Annotated in this window: 22 protein-coding genes and 1 rRNA gene; 6 read left to right on the top strand and 17 right to left on the bottom strand. The window is 36.8% G+C overall.

The genetic code is table 11. The annotated features are described in order from the left end of the window. Positions 1–15: 15 nt before the first annotated feature. The 9 genes from J536_RS21900 to rplM all read right to left on the bottom strand — a co-directional run bounded on the left by J536_RS21900 (position 16) and on the right by rplM (position 5,514). On the bottom strand, positions 16–435 hold the full coding sequence (locus J536_RS21900) for a roadblock/LC7 domain-containing protein (RefSeq protein WP_002117819.1): 420 nt from the start codon (positions 433–435) through the stop codon (positions 16–18). Further along, the gene (locus tag J536_RS21895; protein WP_005065256.1) at positions 428–988 is read right to left on the bottom strand and encodes a GTP-binding protein; all 561 of its coding nucleotides are present in this window, start codon (positions 986–988) and stop codon (positions 428–430) included. Before J536_RS21895 ends, J536_RS21900 begins: the two co-directional genes overlap by 8 nt. Positions 989–996: 8 nt before the next feature. Further along, positions 997–1,962 (bottom strand): hypothetical protein, encoded by a 966-nt coding sequence (locus J536_RS21890; protein WP_005074839.1) that lies wholly within the window; start codon positions 1,960–1,962, stop codon positions 997–999. Between the two features lie 83 nt (positions 1,963–2,045). Further along, positions 2,046–2,405, bottom strand: coding sequence for a hypothetical protein (locus J536_RS21885; RefSeq protein WP_032063929.1), 360 nt, complete (start codon positions 2,403–2,405; stop codon positions 2,046–2,048). Positions 2,406–2,743: 338 nt separating this feature from the next. Then, the gene (locus tag J536_RS21880) at positions 2,744–3,400 is read right to left on the bottom strand and encodes a hypothetical protein (RefSeq protein WP_032063927.1); all 657 of its coding nucleotides are present in this window, start codon (positions 3,398–3,400) and stop codon (positions 2,744–2,746) included. A gap of 17 nt (positions 3,401–3,417) precedes the next feature. After that, on the bottom strand, positions 3,418–3,852 hold the full coding sequence (locus J536_RS21875) for a ClpXP protease specificity-enhancing factor (RefSeq protein WP_032063926.1): 435 nt from the start codon (positions 3,850–3,852) through the stop codon (positions 3,418–3,420). Between the two features lie 6 nt (positions 3,853–3,858). After that, positions 3,859–4,512, bottom strand: coding sequence for a glutathione S-transferase N-terminal domain-containing protein (locus J536_RS21870; protein ID WP_005065247.1), 654 nt, complete (start codon positions 4,510–4,512; stop codon positions 3,859–3,861). A gap of 174 nt (positions 4,513–4,686) precedes the next feature. Beyond that, a complete protein-coding gene (gene rpsI / locus J536_RS21865; protein ID WP_002048725.1) occupies positions 4,687–5,073 on the bottom strand; it encodes a 30S ribosomal protein S9 in 387 nt (128 codons plus the stop codon). Positions 5,074–5,085: 12 nt separating this feature from the next. Continuing rightward, positions 5,086–5,514, bottom strand: coding sequence for a 50S ribosomal protein L13 (gene rplM / locus J536_RS21860; RefSeq protein ID WP_002117832.1), 429 nt, complete (start codon positions 5,512–5,514; stop codon positions 5,086–5,088). 173 nt (positions 5,515–5,687) lie between these two features. Here rplM and pdxA point away from each other — a divergent pair, with 173 nt between their 5' ends. Genes pdxA through J536_RS21845 form a run of 3 tightly spaced genes read left to right on the top strand, consistent with a single transcriptional unit; the run spans position 5,688 to position 8,350 of the window. Beyond that, positions 5,688–6,671 (top strand): 4-hydroxythreonine-4-phosphate dehydrogenase PdxA, encoded by a 984-nt coding sequence (gene pdxA, locus J536_RS21855; protein ID WP_080777169.1) that lies wholly within the window; start codon positions 5,688–5,690, stop codon positions 6,669–6,671. Positions 6,672–6,694: 23 nt separating this feature from the next. After that, positions 6,695–7,507, top strand: a complete 813-nt coding sequence (gene rsmA / locus J536_RS21850; protein ID WP_032057709.1) for a 16S rRNA (adenine(1518)-N(6)/adenine(1519)-N(6))-dimethyltransferase RsmA — start codon at positions 6,695–6,697, stop codon at positions 7,505–7,507. Further along, a complete protein-coding gene (locus tag J536_RS21845; RefSeq protein ID WP_032057708.1) occupies positions 7,508–8,350 on the top strand; it encodes a symmetrical bis(5'-nucleosyl)-tetraphosphatase in 843 nt (280 codons plus the stop codon). A gap of 92 nt (positions 8,351–8,442) precedes the next feature. Here J536_RS21845 and J536_RS21840 read toward each other — a convergent pair whose 3' ends face one another. From J536_RS21840 to hflX, 4 genes are all read right to left on the bottom strand, one after another. Next, complete coding sequence (locus J536_RS21840) at positions 8,443–8,886, bottom strand: DUF2147 domain-containing protein (RefSeq protein ID WP_002117847.1); 444 nt, start codon at positions 8,884–8,886, stop codon at positions 8,443–8,445. A gap of 82 nt (positions 8,887–8,968) precedes the next feature. Continuing rightward, positions 8,969–9,643 (bottom strand): LrgB family protein, encoded by a 675-nt coding sequence (locus tag J536_RS21835; protein WP_005804924.1) that lies wholly within the window; start codon positions 9,641–9,643, stop codon positions 8,969–8,971. Positions 9,644–9,653: 10 nt separating this feature from the next. Continuing rightward, the gene (locus J536_RS21830) at positions 9,654–10,025 is read right to left on the bottom strand and encodes a hypothetical protein (protein WP_002117849.1); all 372 of its coding nucleotides are present in this window, start codon (positions 10,023–10,025) and stop codon (positions 9,654–9,656) included. A gap of 34 nt (positions 10,026–10,059) precedes the next feature. Continuing rightward, on the bottom strand, positions 10,060–11,403 hold the full coding sequence (hflX, locus tag J536_RS21825) for a ribosome rescue GTPase HflX (protein ID WP_014207696.1): 1,344 nt from the start codon (positions 11,401–11,403) through the stop codon (positions 10,060–10,062). Between the two features lie 218 nt (positions 11,404–11,621). On the opposite strand from hflX, the gene J536_RS21820 reads away from it, so the two are divergent. Then, positions 11,622–12,431: a lysophospholipid acyltransferase family protein gene (locus J536_RS21820; protein ID WP_005065232.1), complete on the top strand. Its 810-nt coding sequence runs from the start codon at positions 11,622–11,624 to the stop codon at positions 12,429–12,431. On the opposite strand, the gene J536_RS21815 is transcribed toward J536_RS21820, so the two are convergent. After that, positions 12,432–14,057, bottom strand: a complete 1,626-nt coding sequence (locus tag J536_RS21815) for a phospholipase D family protein (RefSeq protein WP_005804927.1) — start codon at positions 14,055–14,057, stop codon at positions 12,432–12,434. 106 nt (positions 14,058–14,163) lie between these two features. Between J536_RS21815 and J536_RS21810 the strand changes: the two genes are divergently transcribed. After that, positions 14,164–15,174, top strand: coding sequence for a metallophosphoesterase (locus tag J536_RS21810; protein WP_032057704.1), 1,011 nt, complete (start codon positions 14,164–14,166; stop codon positions 15,172–15,174). 50 nt (positions 15,175–15,224) lie between these two features. On the opposite strand, the gene J536_RS21805 is transcribed toward J536_RS21810, so the two are convergent. The 3 genes from J536_RS21805 to J536_RS0104805 are packed head-to-tail and all read right to left on the bottom strand — an operon-like array spanning position 15,225 to position 17,451. Beyond that, on the bottom strand, positions 15,225–15,704 hold the full coding sequence (locus J536_RS21805) for an OmpA family protein (protein ID WP_002117846.1): 480 nt from the start codon (positions 15,702–15,704) through the stop codon (positions 15,225–15,227). A gap of 14 nt (positions 15,705–15,718) precedes the next feature. Then, positions 15,719–16,942 carry a diguanylate cyclase domain-containing protein gene (locus J536_RS21800; protein ID WP_005065229.1) on the bottom strand — a complete coding sequence of 408 codons (1,224 nt, stop codon included), beginning with the start codon at positions 16,940–16,942 and terminating at the stop codon, positions 15,719–15,721. 5 nt (positions 16,943–16,947) lie between these two features. Continuing rightward, entirely contained in the window at positions 16,948–17,451 is a 504-nt protein-coding gene (locus J536_RS0104805) for a YfiR family protein (RefSeq protein ID WP_017386701.1), read from the bottom strand. A gap of 541 nt (positions 17,452–17,992) precedes the next feature. Between J536_RS0104805 and J536_RS0104800 the strand changes: the two genes are divergently transcribed. Next, positions 17,993–18,187: ribosomal RNA gene (locus J536_RS0104800) — 16S ribosomal RNA — on the top strand; the annotation flags it as partial.

Genomic DNA, 18,187 nt, shown 5'->3' with positions numbered 1-18,187 from the left:
ATGAGGAGTCCTGATTTATTCTCCATCGGCCTCTGCAATTGTCTGACTTGCTTTTTTTAGGCTATATAGTAGTTGACCTAAAAGGACTTCTTTATTACTTAGCGTAACCATGACCATTGGGTGATGAACAGCAGGAATAGCAGTTAAAATGGCCTTGCCATTATCTGCATCTAAAGTAATGTTGTTACAGCCCGTCAGTTGAATCTCTTTTAAAAATGCAGTGACCATTGCCAAAATTGAGCTACTTACGGCTGCTAACTTAGTAGTGTTATGGTGGTTCTTGTGGCTCACTGTTGCTAATTCAAAACCATCAGAAGAGCAAATCATGACAAAATCTACACCACGCGTATTCATCAAAATATTATGAGCTTCGGCTTTTGCAAGTTGTAGTAACTGTGTTGGAGCGGTTCGTTTTTGAGTTGGGATACTAAGCATGATCATTCCCTTGAGATGTTGAGCCTACCTTGACTTCAAGTGATGCAATTAATGATTCAACCATCATTAAAATTTGTTCTTGCTCACGTGCATCAATAAAAAAAAGAGGGTATGGTAGTGCATTTGCTTTTATCCAATGACGATATTGTTGAAGTGATGACTCTTTATTTTCGTCAACATGAGTAATACCAATCGCAATATTGTCGTTATAATTTTTAAAGGTTTCTAAATAGCTTTCTAACTCGGCAATTGGATTAGAGCTATTATGATCTAATAATAAAATAACACCGATTGCACCTTCACAAATGACCGACCATATAAAATCAAAACGGCTTTGTCCCGGGGTGCCATAGAGTCCGATTTTGATTCCATCATCTAAAGTAATTTCACCATAATCAATACCTACAGTGGTCTGGGTTTTCTGGTGGCTCTGTACATCAGTGTTGAATGCTTCTGTTTCCAGAATTGGAATTTCAGATAGCGATTTAATCGCTTCTGTTTTACCTGCCCCCATACTACCTGCAAAGACAATTTTATATTGCTGTATAATCATAACTTCCCTTAAAGACCAAAACGCCGTCTAATTTTCCCTATAAAATTTTTAAAAAAATGATTGTCTGTATTTGAATTTTCTAAATAAAAATTTGGTGTGTAAGCACATTTATTTGCAGAAATAAATTTTCCATTATTTGCCATTAAACAAGCGGTAACGAAGCGTAAGACGTCATTGATTGATAAGTTAAGCTGTTTAGCCACATCAGTAATTTTTGCGCCTTGTATAAAGCATGCGGAGAGTTGTAGGCTCACTTTTCTATATTCTTTTTGATAGGGCTGTGGCCAATAGTCAATTTTAAAATAACTATCCTTCGAGGCTAGATTCTCAAAATTGTTTGAAGTCCAAATCAGATTCCATAACCAGTCTTGTACATAATAATCTTTTTTACGAGAAACCTTAGTAAAATCAGATGTTTTTGCAAAAGCAAAGTTAAAGCTCATATTAGTTTGTGTTTTTTGACGAGAGGGCTCCAACCAAGCAATTTGAGTTCTATTATCAATAATCGCTAAAGTGCCTTTATCATCAAAGATGTGTAGCCTAGGGTTTTCTGAACTGTGCAAATTCCTTATAAATTTATTATCAATGAATGGAGGCTCATTTGATAAATCAGAAACTACAGCAAAGTTTGTCTGATCTAAAGAGGACAATAAATTGTCCTCTAGCCATTCTAATAGAGGTTCTGTTTTTTCTACTGGTAGATGTAAGGTGTGTTCATAAATAGAATTTCTATTTTCTGAAGCTGTTTTCGTAACTTTTAAATAAAGAAATTTTTTCTTGTGAAGAATATTTTGAATATTATCTGCATCAAAAAAGTTTTCGTTAATGATTAATAAATCAATATGATTACTGGAAATATTAACCCAGTTAATACCATATTGATTTGATATTAGATTGCGGATTAATATTTTTAATTCATCTGAAACTTTTAAGCTTAAACCTGAAACTGCAATATTTATGCAATGACTATCCATAGTATCATTTTAATTTTTTATAAATTGATGTAATGATTTTTTATGCTCTTTATAATGAATATAAAGAGCATAAACTAAATCACTTAACTGAAATCGAGCTCTTTTTCAAATGACTTTAACTCATGACGAGCCATAGCCAAATTTGATTTGCTACGGTCGAGTACTAAGTAAAGGAACAAATTATTATTACTTTCTAAAGGTCGAATTAAATGGTAAGCCTTACCTAAGGTAATTAAAATATCCTCAATATTGTCATTTAACTTCAATGTATTAGCTACATTTCGCTTTGCGCGAATGACTTCTGTATTACCAGCAGCAGCCAATTCTAAATCAATTTCCCCACCACCTTGTGTTGCAAGTGACAATCCACTTTCTGAATCAACAAGTGCAGAAGCAATAAAACCATCAATTGTCGTTAAGCTATCTAAAGAAAGTTTAGCCATTTTTTATCTCTCAGGATTCTAAAATTATATTTACTACTTTTTCCTAAAAGTAGCTGAAATTCATTATATTTTTGCTCAATTTGAAGTCAATAAATTAAATAAAAAGTAAAATTGTTGTTTTGGGAAATAAGTGACACAAAATGTCAGACCATAGAAAATATTATAAGATTGTTTTTACGTTTTAATTTTAATACTGTGCTGAGTTTAACATTATATATTTTAAAATCTGGATAAAATAATTGTAATAGAATATTAATAAAATACTTGTGGATAAAATGTTCCAATTTTAATAATAAAAAAGGGGAAATAATGAATTCCCCTTTATAGCAATAAGTGAACTAAACGAGTTGCGTATAAATACAATATAAGTAACCCAAAATTGCTAAAGCAACGATAGGGGCAATAATCTTTGACCATGTAGGTACAGAAATCTCGGTAGTTTGTTCTTCAATATGCACGTCATCATGATGAGGTTGGGCTTGGTGAACCATTTGGTTGAACTCCTTCATTGTTGTATCCAATGATAGCTCTTCTTGTTCCACAGGTTTAGAACCAATTAATTCATTTAGGTGGTTTGTTGACCAAACCCAATCTTCAGCTTGACCTGATAAGTGTTCAATCTGACCTAAAATTAATTCTTTTAAGCCATTATGCCCAAAACCACCTGTTTCATCGAGCTGATTAAGTTCTGCTAACTGCAAAGTTAAAATTTCAGAAATACTCTGTTCTAGTTCTGAATTTTTTAAAGTCGACTGATTATGTTTAGAAGTCGTTAAATGACGAGCAACTTCTTGAATATAAAGTGGATCTGAGGTTTTGATTTCTTGATAAATCTTATTATCATTCTGACGCCATAAACTAATCAGTTTTCCAAGCGTAAGTATATTCACCTCATCAATCAGTTTATTTTTTTCATTAACTGGATATTGATTTAAAAGCTGAGGCTTTTGAATTTTTATCTGCTCAGCAAAGTATTGGACTAAATCAAATGCCATGCTTTCTTCCTCTAAATTTAATCTAAAATTCTTAACGATGGTTTTTTCTTAGTCGATGTTGTTTCAGTTGCTTCTTGTACTTCTGACTCTACTGTATTTTCTACAGGTGTTACATTGGCATATTCTTCAGGATCAAAGAATAAACCTTGTCCATTTTCTCGTGCATAAATCCCTAAAACCGCTTGAATAGGAACATAAATGTCTTTTGATGCTCCGCCAAAACGAGCTGAAAAAGTAATATCTTCATTGGTAATAAGCAATTGATGAACTGCATGGGGCACAATATTTAAAACAATTTGTCCATCTTTAACAAATTGTTGCGGAACGTCGGTATACGGTTGTGTCGCATCAACTAATAGATAAGGAGTAAGCTGGTTATCACAAATCCATTCATAGATTGCACGAGCAAGATAAGGACGTGTAGGGGTTAAATCAATAGTTTGCTCAGACATATCACGCTATTCCATATTTAATAGTTCATTGTAACGGTTTTTCTCTTGAGGCGTCATTGATTTAGCAAAAGAAGGCCGTTCAAAGATACGTTTACAGTACAAAAATATAGGTCGACAGTGCTGTTTTGGTAAATCAATTCCCATGCTATTCAATCTTAAAAAGATAGGGGCAAGCATGCAGTCTAAGATTGTAAAATTCTCAGACATGAAATACGGGAAATGCTGAAATAGGGGAGTAAGTGAAATTAATGTTTCACGTAGTTCTTTTTGAGCTTTTTGCTTTTGTTCGACATTTAGTGAATCAGCATGTTTTAACATGTGATCTGCTAACTTAAACCAGTCGTTTTCAAGTCTCCAGATATACTGACGCTGTTCCGCACGCATCATAGGTGCATCTGCATAAAGCTTACTTTGACGATAACGGTCATCTAAATATTCAGCGATGATAGGTGCTGAAAATAATTTAAGATTTTGTTCGACCAGCATCGGTAATTGGTTGTAAGGATTTAAGCTGGCTAAATCTTCGTCTTCATGGTCAGTTATGATTAATTGATATTTGATTTGTTTTTCTGCTAATAAGAAACGAATCCAATGAGAACGGAAATCATCAGCATGACTGTAAAGGGTAATCCCCTGAATAGAGGTGTTTTCGACCGACATATCACAAGACGACGTGGTTGAGTGAATCGATTAGGATACTAAAAATGCTTTAGGAAATCACGGTTCTAAAGAGATAGTTTGTTTATATTTATAAGTTTGTATTTGGTGGCTCTATTTTCATAATAAAAAAGCCTTGGAAAAATCCAAGGCTTTTTGTCCAACTCGATAAATGAATTAACGTTTAGAGAATTGAGGACGTTTACGAGCTTTACGTAAACCAAGTTTCTTACGTTCAACTTCACGAGCATCACGAGTAACGAAACCAGCTTGACGTAGAACAGGTTTTAAAGTTTCGTCAGCAGCGATAAGCGCACGAGTAATACCGTGACGGATCGCGCCAGCTTGACCACCGATACCACCACCTTTAACAGTGATGTAAAGGTCAAACTTTTCAGTAACTTCTAAAAGTTCTAAAGGTTGACGAACAACCATACGAGCAGTTTCACGACCGAAATATTGCTCTAAAGTACGGTTGTTAATAACGAGTTTACCTGTACCAGCTGACAAGAAAACACGTGCAGTTGCGGTCTTACGGCGACCTGTACCATAATTAGTAGCCATGTGCTGTATCCCTTAGATGTCCAAAACTTGTGGCTGTTGAGCAGCATGCGGATGCTCAGTACCAGCGTACACTTTCATTTTTTTGATCATTGCATAACCAAGAGGACCTTTTGGTAACATGCCTTTAACCGCTTTTTCAAGAACAGCTTCAGGTTTGTGAGCAATTAACTTCTCGAAGTTAGTCTCACGGATACCACCAGGGAAACCAGTATGGCGATAATATTTCTTATCAAGTGATTTTTTACCAGTCACTTGAACTTGTTCAGCATTAATCACAACGATGTAATCGCCAGTGTCAACGTGAGGAGTATAAGAAGTTTTGTGCTTACCGCGTAAACGACGAGCGATTTCAGTCGCAAGGCGACCTAAAGTTTTGCCAGAAGCATCAACAACATACCAGTCATGTTGAACTTCAGCTGGCTTAGCGCTGAGAGTTTTCATTAAACCACTACCTATTATAGTTGGTTTGGACTATGGAATCTGTCCAAACAAAAGGAGCGAGCATTCTAAACGAGTTTGTCCAAACTCACAAGAAAAATCCAGTTTAAGCCATATAATTTAATCCATAAACTGATGAATGTCAGATATGTTAAAATCAAACACATTCTTGTTATGTGTCTGGAGTGATTGTGCTGCCATTATATGTCACTTCCGGTGAGCCGGCTGGTATTGGTCCAGATATCTGTTTGAGCTTGGCTAAGCGGGTTGATGAACGCCCTGTTGTTATCTTGGGTGACCGAGACTTATTAGAGCAACGTGCCCAAAAAATTGGGGTCGATATTCAATTTATAGAATATACCGGACAGCCTGAATCGTCATCTCTGAATGAACTCTATATAGAACATGTGCCTTTAGAAGCAGCTGTCATTGATGGTCAATTAAACCCAGCTAATGCAGCTTATGTATTAGAGCAACTGCGTCGTTCAGCTGATTATGCAATGTCTGGTAAAAGTGTGGGAGTAGCCACGGCACCCGTGCAAAAATCGGTTATTAATGATGCTGGTATTTTGTTTAGTGGTCACACTGAATACTATCAAGAGTTTGCAGGTGTAGAGCGTGTCGTAATGATGCTTGCAACCAAAACTTTACGTGTCGCCTTAGCAACTACACATTTACCCTTAAGAGATGTAGCGGATGCAATTACCAAAGAGCGATTGCATCAGGTCATTGATATTTTACTGCATGACTTAAAAACTAAATTTAAGATTACAGACCCACGTGTACTCGTGTGTGGTTTAAATCCTCATGCAGGTGAAGATGGTTATTTGGGTCGTGAAGAGATTGAAACCATTAATCCAGTACTCGAAAGTTATCGAGCGCAAGGGTTTAAAATGAGTTTAAGCTTGCCGGCAGATACCTTGTTTACTCCAGAACATCTTAAAAATGCAGATGCTGTACTTGCCATGTACCATGATCAAGGTTTACCTGTGTTAAAATCACAAGGGTTTGGTGAAGCCATCAATATTACATTGGGTTTGCCTTTCATTCGAACTTCGGTTGACCATGGCACTGCATTGTCTTTGGCTGGGACTGGTTTGGCAAAAAGCTCAAGTTTAAATGTCGCTGTTGATTTAGCTTTATCTTTAGCAGCGAGCTAAATTTTTCATGTTGGAAATGTTCTATGTATCAAATTAATGCCCTAAACCCGAAAGATGAAGGGCATAAAGCTCGTAAACGTTTTGGTCAAAACTTCTTACATGATCAACGAGTCATTGCCAAAATTGTGCGCTCTGTAAGTCCGCGTACAGGCGACAATATTGTTGAGATTGGACCTGGTTTAGCTGCCTTAACCTCTCCTTTAATTGGGGAGTGTGATGCATTAACAGTAGTGGAACTAGATCGTGACTTAGCTGCTGGGCTACCAGAACGTGTTCTACATCCTGAACGTTTGACGATTATAGAAGCTGACGCATTAAAATATGACTTTAGCGAACTGGTAAAAGATGGCCGACCATTACGTGTAGTCGGTAACTTACCTTATAACATTTCCACCCCATTACTTTTTCATCTCTTGGAATTTGGCAGCAAAGTTAAAGATATGCACTTTATGCTGCAAAAAGAAGTGGTTGACCGTATTACTGCTGAACCGAATACGAAAGAATATGGACGTTTGTCGGTAATGATTCAGTATTACTGTCAACCAACATTTTTATTTGAAGTGCCAGCTGGTGCATTTAACCCACCACCTAAAGTAACGAGCGCTGTTTTCCGCCTTGTTCCTTATGATCAAAAGCCAATTACAGCAAAAGATGAAAAAGCTTTAGCTCGACTGGTTGCCCATGTATTTACTCAGCGCCGCAAAACATTAAGAAACAGTCTTAAAGGTATGATTGCAGAAGATGGCTTTGAAAAAGCTGGTGTTGATCCGATGGCTCGTCCAGAGACCTTAACACTTGCCCAATTTGTTGCTTTGGCCGATCAAATGGTGGCGTAAATGACTAAGCGTTTTAACTATGTTATTGGTGATGTGCAGGGGTGTTTTGAAGCTCTAAAAGCCTTGCTTAAAGAAATACGTTTTGATCCAGATCAAGACTTTTTATGGTTTGCTGGTGATTTAGTCGCACGTGGTGAAAACTCGGTAGGGGCATTACGTTTTATTAAAAAGCTTGCTGATCGTGGAGCTGCTGCAACTGTACTTGGAAATCATGACCTGACTTTAATTGCGGGTGCGCGTGGTTTAAAAGAGATTAAAGAAAAAGATCGTACCCAAGACGTTATTGATGCTATTGATGGTGATGAGTTAATCGATTGGTTACGTAAACAGCCATTATGTTTATTGCCAAACGAGCATACGATCCTTACTCATGCTGGCATACCTTGTATTTGGGATGCGCAAAAAACTGTAACGTTGGCAAAAGAGGTCGAGGCTGTACTCGCAAACGAAGATTTATCTGTATTGGATGCTTTTTTAGCAGACATGTATGGTTCTAAACCAGATTTGTGGGAAGATAACCTAACTGGTTCTGCGCGTTTACGTTGTATTACCAATTATTTGACTCGCATGCGTTTAACCAATGCCGAAGGGGCTTTAGAGTTTAGTTTTAAAGATTCTTTGGATGCACCAATGCCGGAAGGTTATTTCCCTTGGTTTGAATTTCCGAGCAAAGCCGCACAAACTCATCAGATTATTTTTGGTCATTGGGCTGCGCTCGAGGGCCGAACTATTAATGAGCAGATCCAGAATATCGATGGTGGCTGTGTTTGGGGCAGAAAATTAATGGCTTATCGATTTGAAGACAAAGAAATTTTTTCTGTTGAAAATCCTGTGCAAATATAAGAAAAGCAATGCTTTGCTATGAACGTAAGATGAAGCTTGTAGCTGAGCTAAAAATAAAAAAGCCGCTTCTGCGGCTTTTTTATTAGGAACTATTATTCTACTCGAATCCAGATTTGATTACGCCCTAAAGCTGAAACTCCGAGATAGCCGCGCATATGTAAGCGTTTGCCAGTTGAACTAAGTTTTGCTTTAAGCCCGTAAACTTTACCAGTATTCGGATCTAAAATTTTACCGCCAGTATAGTTCAGTCCATCTACCTGTTTTAAACCAGTTGCGATATCCAGACCTAAAATCGGTTTATTGGTATATGGCGCAGGGCAATTATCACAAATTTCTTTAGGCGTATAACCTGGGCGTGGCGTTACTTTGATAATTTTCCCAGCATATGTCCCGTTCGCTTCTTTTCGTATTTCTACCTGTGCTTTGGGAGCACCTGTCTTATCATCAATTGTTTGCCAGAGACCTGTAATATCTGCTGCAAATGTAGCAGTATTAATCCCCAATAAGAGCAGAGCTCCAATAAAAATTTTCCCCATAATTAAAAATCCTTTTAACTTTGAAAGGTCATCTTATTTGGAATTGATAGACCGTTCAATGTTTATTTAATCAACTTCTTAATTATGGTGTTCCAAAAGACAACATTAATGTTGGTAGCCAAATTGCAGTAAATACACCATTCAATGCCATACCAAATGCAGCGTAACGACCTGCAACAGGCCCACGCTGCCAAGCTTGAGCTGTTCCGATGGCGTGTGCAGCTAAACCTAAGGCTAAACCTGATGCTCTCTCATCATGAATATGTTTAAGTAAGAATGGTGAGAATGCTGCGCCAATTACCCCAGACAAAATAACAATAAGGGTTACGAGTGTTTCGGGAGCATGTAATAAAGTTGCGATGTTCAGAGCAATTGGAGTAGTTACTGCACGGGTGGCAAATGCAAGAATGGTAGGTTCAGACATATGTAATAAGTAAGCCAGCCCCATAGGTAGGGCAACTGCGCTAATACTTGCAAAAAGTAAAATACCAATGACCGATTTAATTGGAAGATCATCGTAACGCATTGCAGCTAAAGGGATGGCTAATGCTACGGTGACATAACCTAATAGATGACCGAATAAGTCATTCACATAAAGACGATACTGTTCATATGGTACATGTAGAACTGAAAGTAAGCCAATTACAATGAACATGCCGAAAACTAAAAGTGGAACTTGCGGAAAACGTCGGTTTAAAGGCTTTGCACACAGATAACCAATGAGTGTGATCAAAAATCCGTAGAAAATCGTAAACATTTTATTCTCCTTATAACCAACGTTTTGCCATTTTTGCATAGACCCACAAAGGTATAAGGGTACTGACCACTAAAACAAAAAGAAATAATGGAATTTCCTTACCCATATGTACGAGCATAATTAATGAACCTGCACAGATAGGTAAAAACGCGAATCCACTTTCTTTCATGATTTTATTATTGGTATCTACTATTCGAAGTGGAATTTTTTTAAACTTTCTCCAAATCAGTAAAATAATAAGTAAGCTGATTAAACCGACCAGATTACCTAATTCTGGATGACCAAAAGCACGCATGACAACGACAGAGCCTTCACGAAAACCAATAATGAGTAGTAATGTAATTACCCATGCTGTCCAGTCTATACTTTTGATCTTATCCATATTTTTTTATCTCTAAAAGTTTACTTATCAAGTTTTAACTGATATCGCCCTTGATTTCAAACTCTTCCAAGGGGCGCTTAAATTGACTCGCGTGTTCTCCCAAGATTTCATCTAAGGGCAGTTTTGCTTGGCGAATAAGCTTTTCTAACTTATGTGGTGCAATCTTCACGTCAATATGTAATAAGCCTGCATCATCATAATGTTCAGACTCAATAACATTTAAGGCATAAAGTTGAGTACGTAATTTGCCATAAGCAGGCTTAAGCACGAGTGAAAACTTTTGAATTTGGCCCATTAAGCATTCTTGTACTGCTTTTTGGAGCAACTCTAGACCTTGACCAGAATGAGCTGAAACATAAACTCGATCTGGTACATGTGGTTCGGCATAAATAATTTTGGCCTCTTCACCACTTAGATCAATTTTGTTGTATACCCGAAGTACGGGAGCATCAGCACCAATGTCTTTTAATACGCCTTCAACCGCTTCAATTTGGTCAAGCATGTCATGGCTACTACTATCAATAACATGCAGTAAAAGGGTCGCTTCTAGTGTTTCTTCAAGTGTTGCTTTAAATGATTCAACCAAATCATGCTGTAAGTTTCGTACAAAACCTACTGTATCTGCTAGCACAACAGTACCGATACCATCCCAGTCTAAACGGCGTAGGGTTGGATCGAGTGTTGCAAATAGTTGATCAGCTGCGTAGACATCACTATTAGCTAAAATATTAAATAAAGTGGATTTACCAGCGTTGGTATAACCTACTAATGAAACCGTTGGAATAGCTGCTTTTTGTCTTGCTGCACGCCCTTGCATACGAGTCTGTTGTACTTTGTCTAATTTATCTTTTAATTGGGTAATACGAACACGAATGAGACGGCGATCTGTCTCTAGTTGTGTTTCACCGGGACCACGTAAGCCGATACCACCTTTTTGTTGTTCAAAGTCGGCAGACCAACCACGAATAAGACGAGTAGATAAATGTTTAAGCTGAGCAAGTTCGACTTGTAACTTACCTTCATGCGTACGGGCACGCAGCGCAAAAATATCTAAAATTAAGCCTGTGCGGTCAATAACTCGGCATTTTAATATTCTTTCTAAATTTCGTTCTTGAGCAGGTGATAACGCATGGTCAAAGATAACCAGACTCGCTTCTAGCTCCTGAACTTGCTCTGCAATTTCTTCGACTTTTCCGGAGCCAATAAAAAATTTAGGATTAGGCTTATTACGCTGAACCTTAATATGTTCAAGGATATCTGCACCAGCAGACTGTGCAAGTAGAGCAAACTCTTCGGCATCCAGATCATCTAATAATTGTACAGAAACACTCACTAAGATTGTGCGTTCACCGCCTTGATGCCGATCAACATATTCCACGTGGCTATAAATCCTGAAAATGGGAAAACTTTATTCTAGAGGAAACTTAAGCAAAAGGGGAAAGCGTTTGTTCTCATCCTTTAGATTAGTTATATGAGATTAGTCTAATGTTCAGATTTATTTTATTTGCCGTTCTCTATCGTCAATGCAAGTTTATTACGAAACGTATAGAATGACTCGAGATGGGTATAACAATGATTAATCGTTAGTGAAATTTTATGGCTCAAACGCAAAGTATAGTTAATTCAACGTTAAAGAAATTATCAAAAATAGGTTTATACGGAAAAAAGGTCACTTCTGCCACGGCCGCAATTAGTGAAGGTTTTTATCTAGTTTATCGACATGGGCTTTATAAAGATCCTAATAATCCTGTTAATACACGTTATGTCCAATACTTTTGCCGTCGTTTATGTCAGGTTTTCAATTTAGATATAGAAGTACATGGCACAATTCCTAGAGAACCAGCTTTATGGGTAAGTAATCATATTTCTTGGCTAGATGTTGCGGTTCTAGGTTCAGGTGCGCGAGTTTTCTTTCTGGCTAAAGCTGAAATTGAAAATTGGCCTATTCTTGGAAATTTAGCCAAAAGTGGTGGAACGTTATTTATTAAGCGTGGATCTGGCGATTCTGTCAGAATTCGTGAGCAAATTGCTGAATTTTTAAAACAGAATATTCCAGTATTATTTTTCCCTGAAGCCACAACTACAGATGGACATTCTGTTAAAAAAGTACATGGACGATTACTAGGAGCAGCGATTGAAGCACAGCGTCCAGTACAGGTTTGTTTGATTTGTTATGTAAATCGTGATGGGCAATTAGATACAGTTGCGCCATTCATTGGTGACATGACATTTGCCGAACATATTCAACGTGTACTTGAAATGCCTAAAGTAACAGCTCATCTGTTAACTTTGCCTCCTATTTCAGTGGAAGGGCATGACGTCAAAAGTTTAACGCGCGAAGTTCAAGAAAAAATGGTGGAAGGTTTGGCTCAATTACATCAGAAAGTACTTAAGCCAAATAACTAATTACATAAATCCTTCAAGTGGCAGCCATGAAAGAAACTTCATGCCTGCTTTTTGCCACCATTTCATCTCAGGTTCCTGTCTATAAATTACAGGACCATTTGGAGTTTCTTGCTGCCAATAAATATGGTTGTTAGTGTCGAGCTTTAATTTATAAGCATACTTATTTAAATTTTCATCCATTGTATGGTGAATCGTCTTAGCCAGCGATGGGCTATCTAAAATCACACCAATTTCAGTATTTAAGTAAGCCGAGCGCGGATCAAAGTTAAATGAACCAATAAAAACCTGCTCATCTAATGCCATGAGTTTAGTATGCAAACTTGATCGGCTTAGCCCTTTCATATTTACTTTAGCTTTAGTGGCAAGCTCATCTGTATTTTTATTTAAATCTCTTTTATCAGGTGTTGGTAAAAATTCATAAAGTTGTACGCCGTTTTTAAGCAGTTCTTTACGATATTTCCCATAAAAGGCATGTACAACAGCAACGTCATTCGCTTTGAAAGAGTTCGTTAAAACTCGAACTTCAACACCCTCTTTGGCAAGCGTGCTTAAAATCTTGGCACCTTGTTTTTCAGGAATAAAATAAGCAGAGATTAAGTCAACGTTACTTTCTGGTTTTTCCAAATGATTAATTAACTGGAAATTGAGGTGTTCTTCTTTCTTAGCTTTCGATTTGATTTTATCAGGTGAGTCTTTTACGACTTCTGCTTTGACCCAATCAAATTGAATATTGTGATTTAGCCATTGATCAAATGCATGAGATTTTGCGGTTAAGTTTAAAAAGTTTTGGACGGTAGCTTGTTGATAGTGTGCTTCCAGCTGTTCTTTTAAGCCTTCATAGCGTAAACGGTGCTGCTCAGGGCTTACGATACTTTGAACCGAATATGCATATTCATGATTCCAGTAATCATCAAACGAATTTACGATATCATCAACAGCAGCGCCTACCAACATTACATCGACATCAGAAAACTGATAGCTATCGCTTACATTGTAATATTGATTGGTCATGTTACGCCCGCCAATAAGAGCAACCTCATTGTCGGCAATAAAACTTTTATTGTGCATACGACGATTGATACGTTTTAAATCAAGCACCATATCCATCGCACGGTATTTGCGGAAACGGTAGGGATTAAAAAGCTTAACTTCAATATTTTTATGCTGAGAAAGGGCCAGTAAAATCCCTTCCATTTTTTTTGCATTATTGTCATCAATAAGAAGTCGGACTTTTACACCTCGATCAGCTGCACGAATAATCGCGTGCAAGGCTAAAGCACCAACTTTGTCATTATCCCAAATGTAATATTGTAAATCTAAAGTCTTTTCGGCTTTATCAATTAATCTAAGTCGAGCCGCGAGAGCCTCCAGAGGATCATTTAGAACATGGAAACCCGTTAACTTTGGATTTTGCTGGCGTAAAGGTGTAATAATTTTGGCAAGTGAAGTCTCAGAGGTATCAATGTCCTTTGCATATTGCACAGGCTCAACACCATGTTTTGGCAGAGTACTACATCCTGTCAAACCCACAGCAAAACTTGAACATAGGACTATAGAGGCTTTTATCAAAAAGCCTTTAGCTTGTTGATTCGTTTGAAGCTGTTTGGAATGAAAGGATTGTGCCATAATCAGTACATACGATAAGGTGAGCTAGAGTATAATTCGTGCATATTGAAAGATAAATATTGAATTTGATTACTAGCAATCAATATAAGATAAGTCGAGAGTCGTAATGTGGAATCCGAATTCAATCATTTTTTGTTTTTACTTTATTTTTTCAATACTTGCTCTATGGGGAATTTCTGAGGCTTGGATTCATCAATCACGAACCGAGACGATTCATCCATTTAAAGCTTTTGTACATCTACTCGCATTTTATCTCTCTTATCTACTTATTCCTCTCTGGTTTTTTAATCTATATGCTGCTTGGATTGGTTACTACTCAATTCATCAAGGTATTTTCATCTTTTTCTTAAGTGGCGTGTTAATTTATGCCCGATTTATTGAACCTCATTTAGTCCGTGTCGATACTCATCAATATCGCTTAAACCCGGATCGTAGTTTTGATAAACCAGTAAAAGTAGCCTTAATTGCAGATTTACATATCGGTTTATTTTCAGGGCATGAACGTCAGCTCAAAACCATAGTTAGAAAATTAAATGAACAGCAACCTGATTTAGTGGTAGTCGCTGGTGATTGGACATATGAGCCAGAAGACAGATTGATTGAAGAATTAAGTGTTTTAAAAGAAATTCAGGCGCCTGTATATTCGGTTCCTGGAAATCATGATGAGCAATATCCTGGCCCACCGATTCAGCAACTATTAAAAGATGCCCTGTTTTATAATGAGGTTATTGATATTGAAGGGAAGATTGTTGATTTTGAAGAATTTCGTTTGATTGGTATTGGTGACCTCTGGGCAGGCAAAACCGATATGCGTTCTATGCCAGATTTACCGCAAGACAAGCCTTGGTTAATTTTATCTCATAACCCCGATACGGTAGATATGGTACCTAAATTACCGAATCGACCATTAATGTTATCTGGGCATACACATGGAGGGCAGGTAGAGCTTCCATGGTTGACTAACTATATTATGAAAAAAGTATCAATTTTAGGTCATAAGCGCGGTTTCTACTCTCATGAGCATGCGGATGTCTTTGTTACCGTTGGCACAGGAATGGTTGGAATTCCTTTGCGTTTCAGAGTACCACCAACCATTGATATTATTGAACTAGTTTAAAATAAAAAAGCCAATCACAGAGGATTGGCTTTTTTATGAATTAAATTTACTTATGGAATAACGACAATCGCAACACGTCGGTTAATCGCACGGTTTTCATTGGTTGTATTTGGTACATAAGGTTGTGTTGAACCACGACCAATTACGTAGATGTTTTCTTTTTTAAATCCACGTGTTAAGAAAAGGTTTGCCACACTTTGAGCACGCTCTTCAGATAACTTTTGGTTATATGTAGCATCACCAACATCATCAGTATGACCAACAATTTTCAATTTATTCAGGTCATATTTATTCAGTTGATTTGCCAGACGTACTAGCTCAGCTTCATGACTTTGTTTTAACTGTGCATTATTAAAGTCAAATAACAAGCGTTCTGGTAAACCTAAAGTCCAGCCTTCATCAGTAAGAACGAAACCTTCTTTTTTGAGCAATTTTACTTGACGATATTTTAATGGACCAAAACTCAGGCACCCTGCAAGAGTAATGCATAGCAATGCAATAAAAGAGAGTTTTAAAGATCTTGTATTCATAGATTAGCCTAAATTTAATTTTCAGGTTTATAGATAAACCAGTGTTCATCCGAATTTTTAGCCTTATACATTGCTTGATCTGCTTGCATAATGAAATCTTCGGGGCTAGATGCAAATTGTGATAAAGCAATACCTACACTGAAACTGAAGTAAATGGTTTGACCATTTAGATGCAAAGGTTCTTTACAGCTTTCGAGTAAATTTTCAGCAATAGATATTAAATGATCAGCATGACTAATGGAATGCAAAATGACAGCAAATTCATCACCACCTAACCGTGCAATAAAATCTTGATGACGCAAACGAGTTTGCAGGCGATTCGCCATTTCTTTTAAAACTTCATCGCCAGCTAAATGGCCAAATTGGTCATTAATTGCTTTGAAGTTATTGTTATCTATAAATAATAATGCAGACTTATTATCAAACCCTTTATCTTCAAACATGTCTAAAAGGATTTGGTAAAAATAATGTCTATTAGGTAATAAGGTGAGCTGGTCGTGATGAGCCTGAAAGGATAATTTACGATTTTCCTTTTGTAGCTGGTTATCCCATATTTGAATTTCTTCAAGTAACTCGTTAAAAACGGTATTTAAATCTTGAAATTCTTTAATTCGGTTATAAGGAAAACGAAGATTATAAGCTTTTTGTTCACTTACAATTTGAGCAATATTAGTAAGTGGGTAAATAGCCTGCATAATTTGACGATAAGTTAAGTTCACTGACCACCATAAAGCGCAAACAATAAACAACATTGCAATCGCAAGCCCTACCATAATCATTTTGAGGAACTGCAATATTTTTTCAGAGCTACCAAAAAGTGTGAGTTCACCTACATTTTGTTCATGATGATAAATTGTAAGATGAACAGGCTCATTTAAAAACCAGTGATCAAACCAGCCTTCTAAAATTGAAGTTTGACTTGATAATTTAAAACTTTGGGCGATCAGATGATGTTCTGAATCATAAATATGAATAGTACGAATTGAATGATCATTCGTATATTCATTCAAAATCTGCTCTATTGTAATTTTATCATTAAACACGACTGCAGGCTGAATACGCTCTAATAGAGTATGACTAAGCAATTGCAAATTTTGTTTAGCATAAGTTTCCATTGTAAAAACGGAAATTGAGACAAACGTAAAAGAGCAAATAAAAAAAGTAATAGCAAAAATAGTAAATTGAGATTTTCTAAATAATGCGTGTAGTGAAGTGGACTGATACAACTTTGATATCATGATCCTTACTCCGCATTCTTAGCCAAGAGTAATACTCTCGGATCAATATGGACTTTGGAGTGACTTAAAGCATCTAAGTTAACTTTAAAAGTAGTGTAATTATTCTGAGTATATAAACAAAAGATACTTCCTATCTCGCACTCTGAATTATTAACACTTAAAGAAAGTAAAGAATGATAAGGATAGTTTTGAATAAGGTTTTGTTGTTGCTGCGGAGAAGTACTAGAAAAATAGACAGCCTGACAATGTGACCGAGCAAAATCTTTCGCATTTACAGTTTGAACACGATAATTATAAGACATTTGCTGGATATAAGATTGAAAAGTAGATGTAATAGAAGGGTTATCAATTACACAAAGAGTAGGAGTATTTACATTCTCCCACTTACTGTAGCTTAGGATAGATAAAGTAAGTACATAGAAATTATGTTTTGAATTGGCATGACAAGGCCCACTCGTAGCAAGCACTACAAGTATGCAAACAAATACTTTTTTAGCGAACTGCCACATGGTGAGTTAATGCCAAACTATTGCACGAATAATCTATTCTACATGAAGTTGATAACGTAAAAAAAGTTTAATATCTCATCTAAAAGTGACTAAAAAGCTTAAAAAGTATCCAGTTGATGATATTGATTTAAAAAAAAGGTTGCAAAGGGAATGTAATGGTCTATAATGCACATCCATCGGCGGTGATGCAGATAGAAACTTGTTGAAAAACAGTTACTTGTGATTAAGTTGGTTGCTTTAAGTGATGAATTTGATGGTAAGTTGGTTTGAGAGATAAGTTTTAAAAATATCGAAATTACCTGTTGACTTTTAAGAGATTAAGAGTAATATAGCCGACCTAGCTTGCTGGTGACGAACCAGGAAGAAGATCATTAAGAGAATTGAAGAACAACTTGTGTGGATTTTTACTGATTGATTAATCGAAATAATTTTCATTGATTGATTGGTTTAAATTACTCGAAGTTTATTTGAGCGAAATTTAAGTCAGTAATTGATGAGCCAGAATTGGCACCTTGTCTTTAAATAAGGTGCAAAATGATTTTAACTGAAGAGTTTGATCATGGCTCAGATTGAACGCTGGCGGCAGGCTTAACACATGCAAGTCGAGCGGAGAGAGGTAGCTTGCTACTGATCTTAGCGGCGGACGGGTGAGTAATGCTTAGGAATCTGCCTATTAGTGGGGGACAACATTTCGAAAGGAATGCTAATACCGCATACGTCCTACGGGAGAAAGCAG

This window comes from Acinetobacter sp. 809848, assembly GCF_000581275.1.
Lineage (GTDB): Bacteria > Pseudomonadota > Gammaproteobacteria > Pseudomonadales > Moraxellaceae > Acinetobacter > Acinetobacter pittii.
The sequence above is the reverse complement of the archived record's forward strand: the minus strand, read 5'-3'. Positions and strand labels throughout refer to the sequence as shown.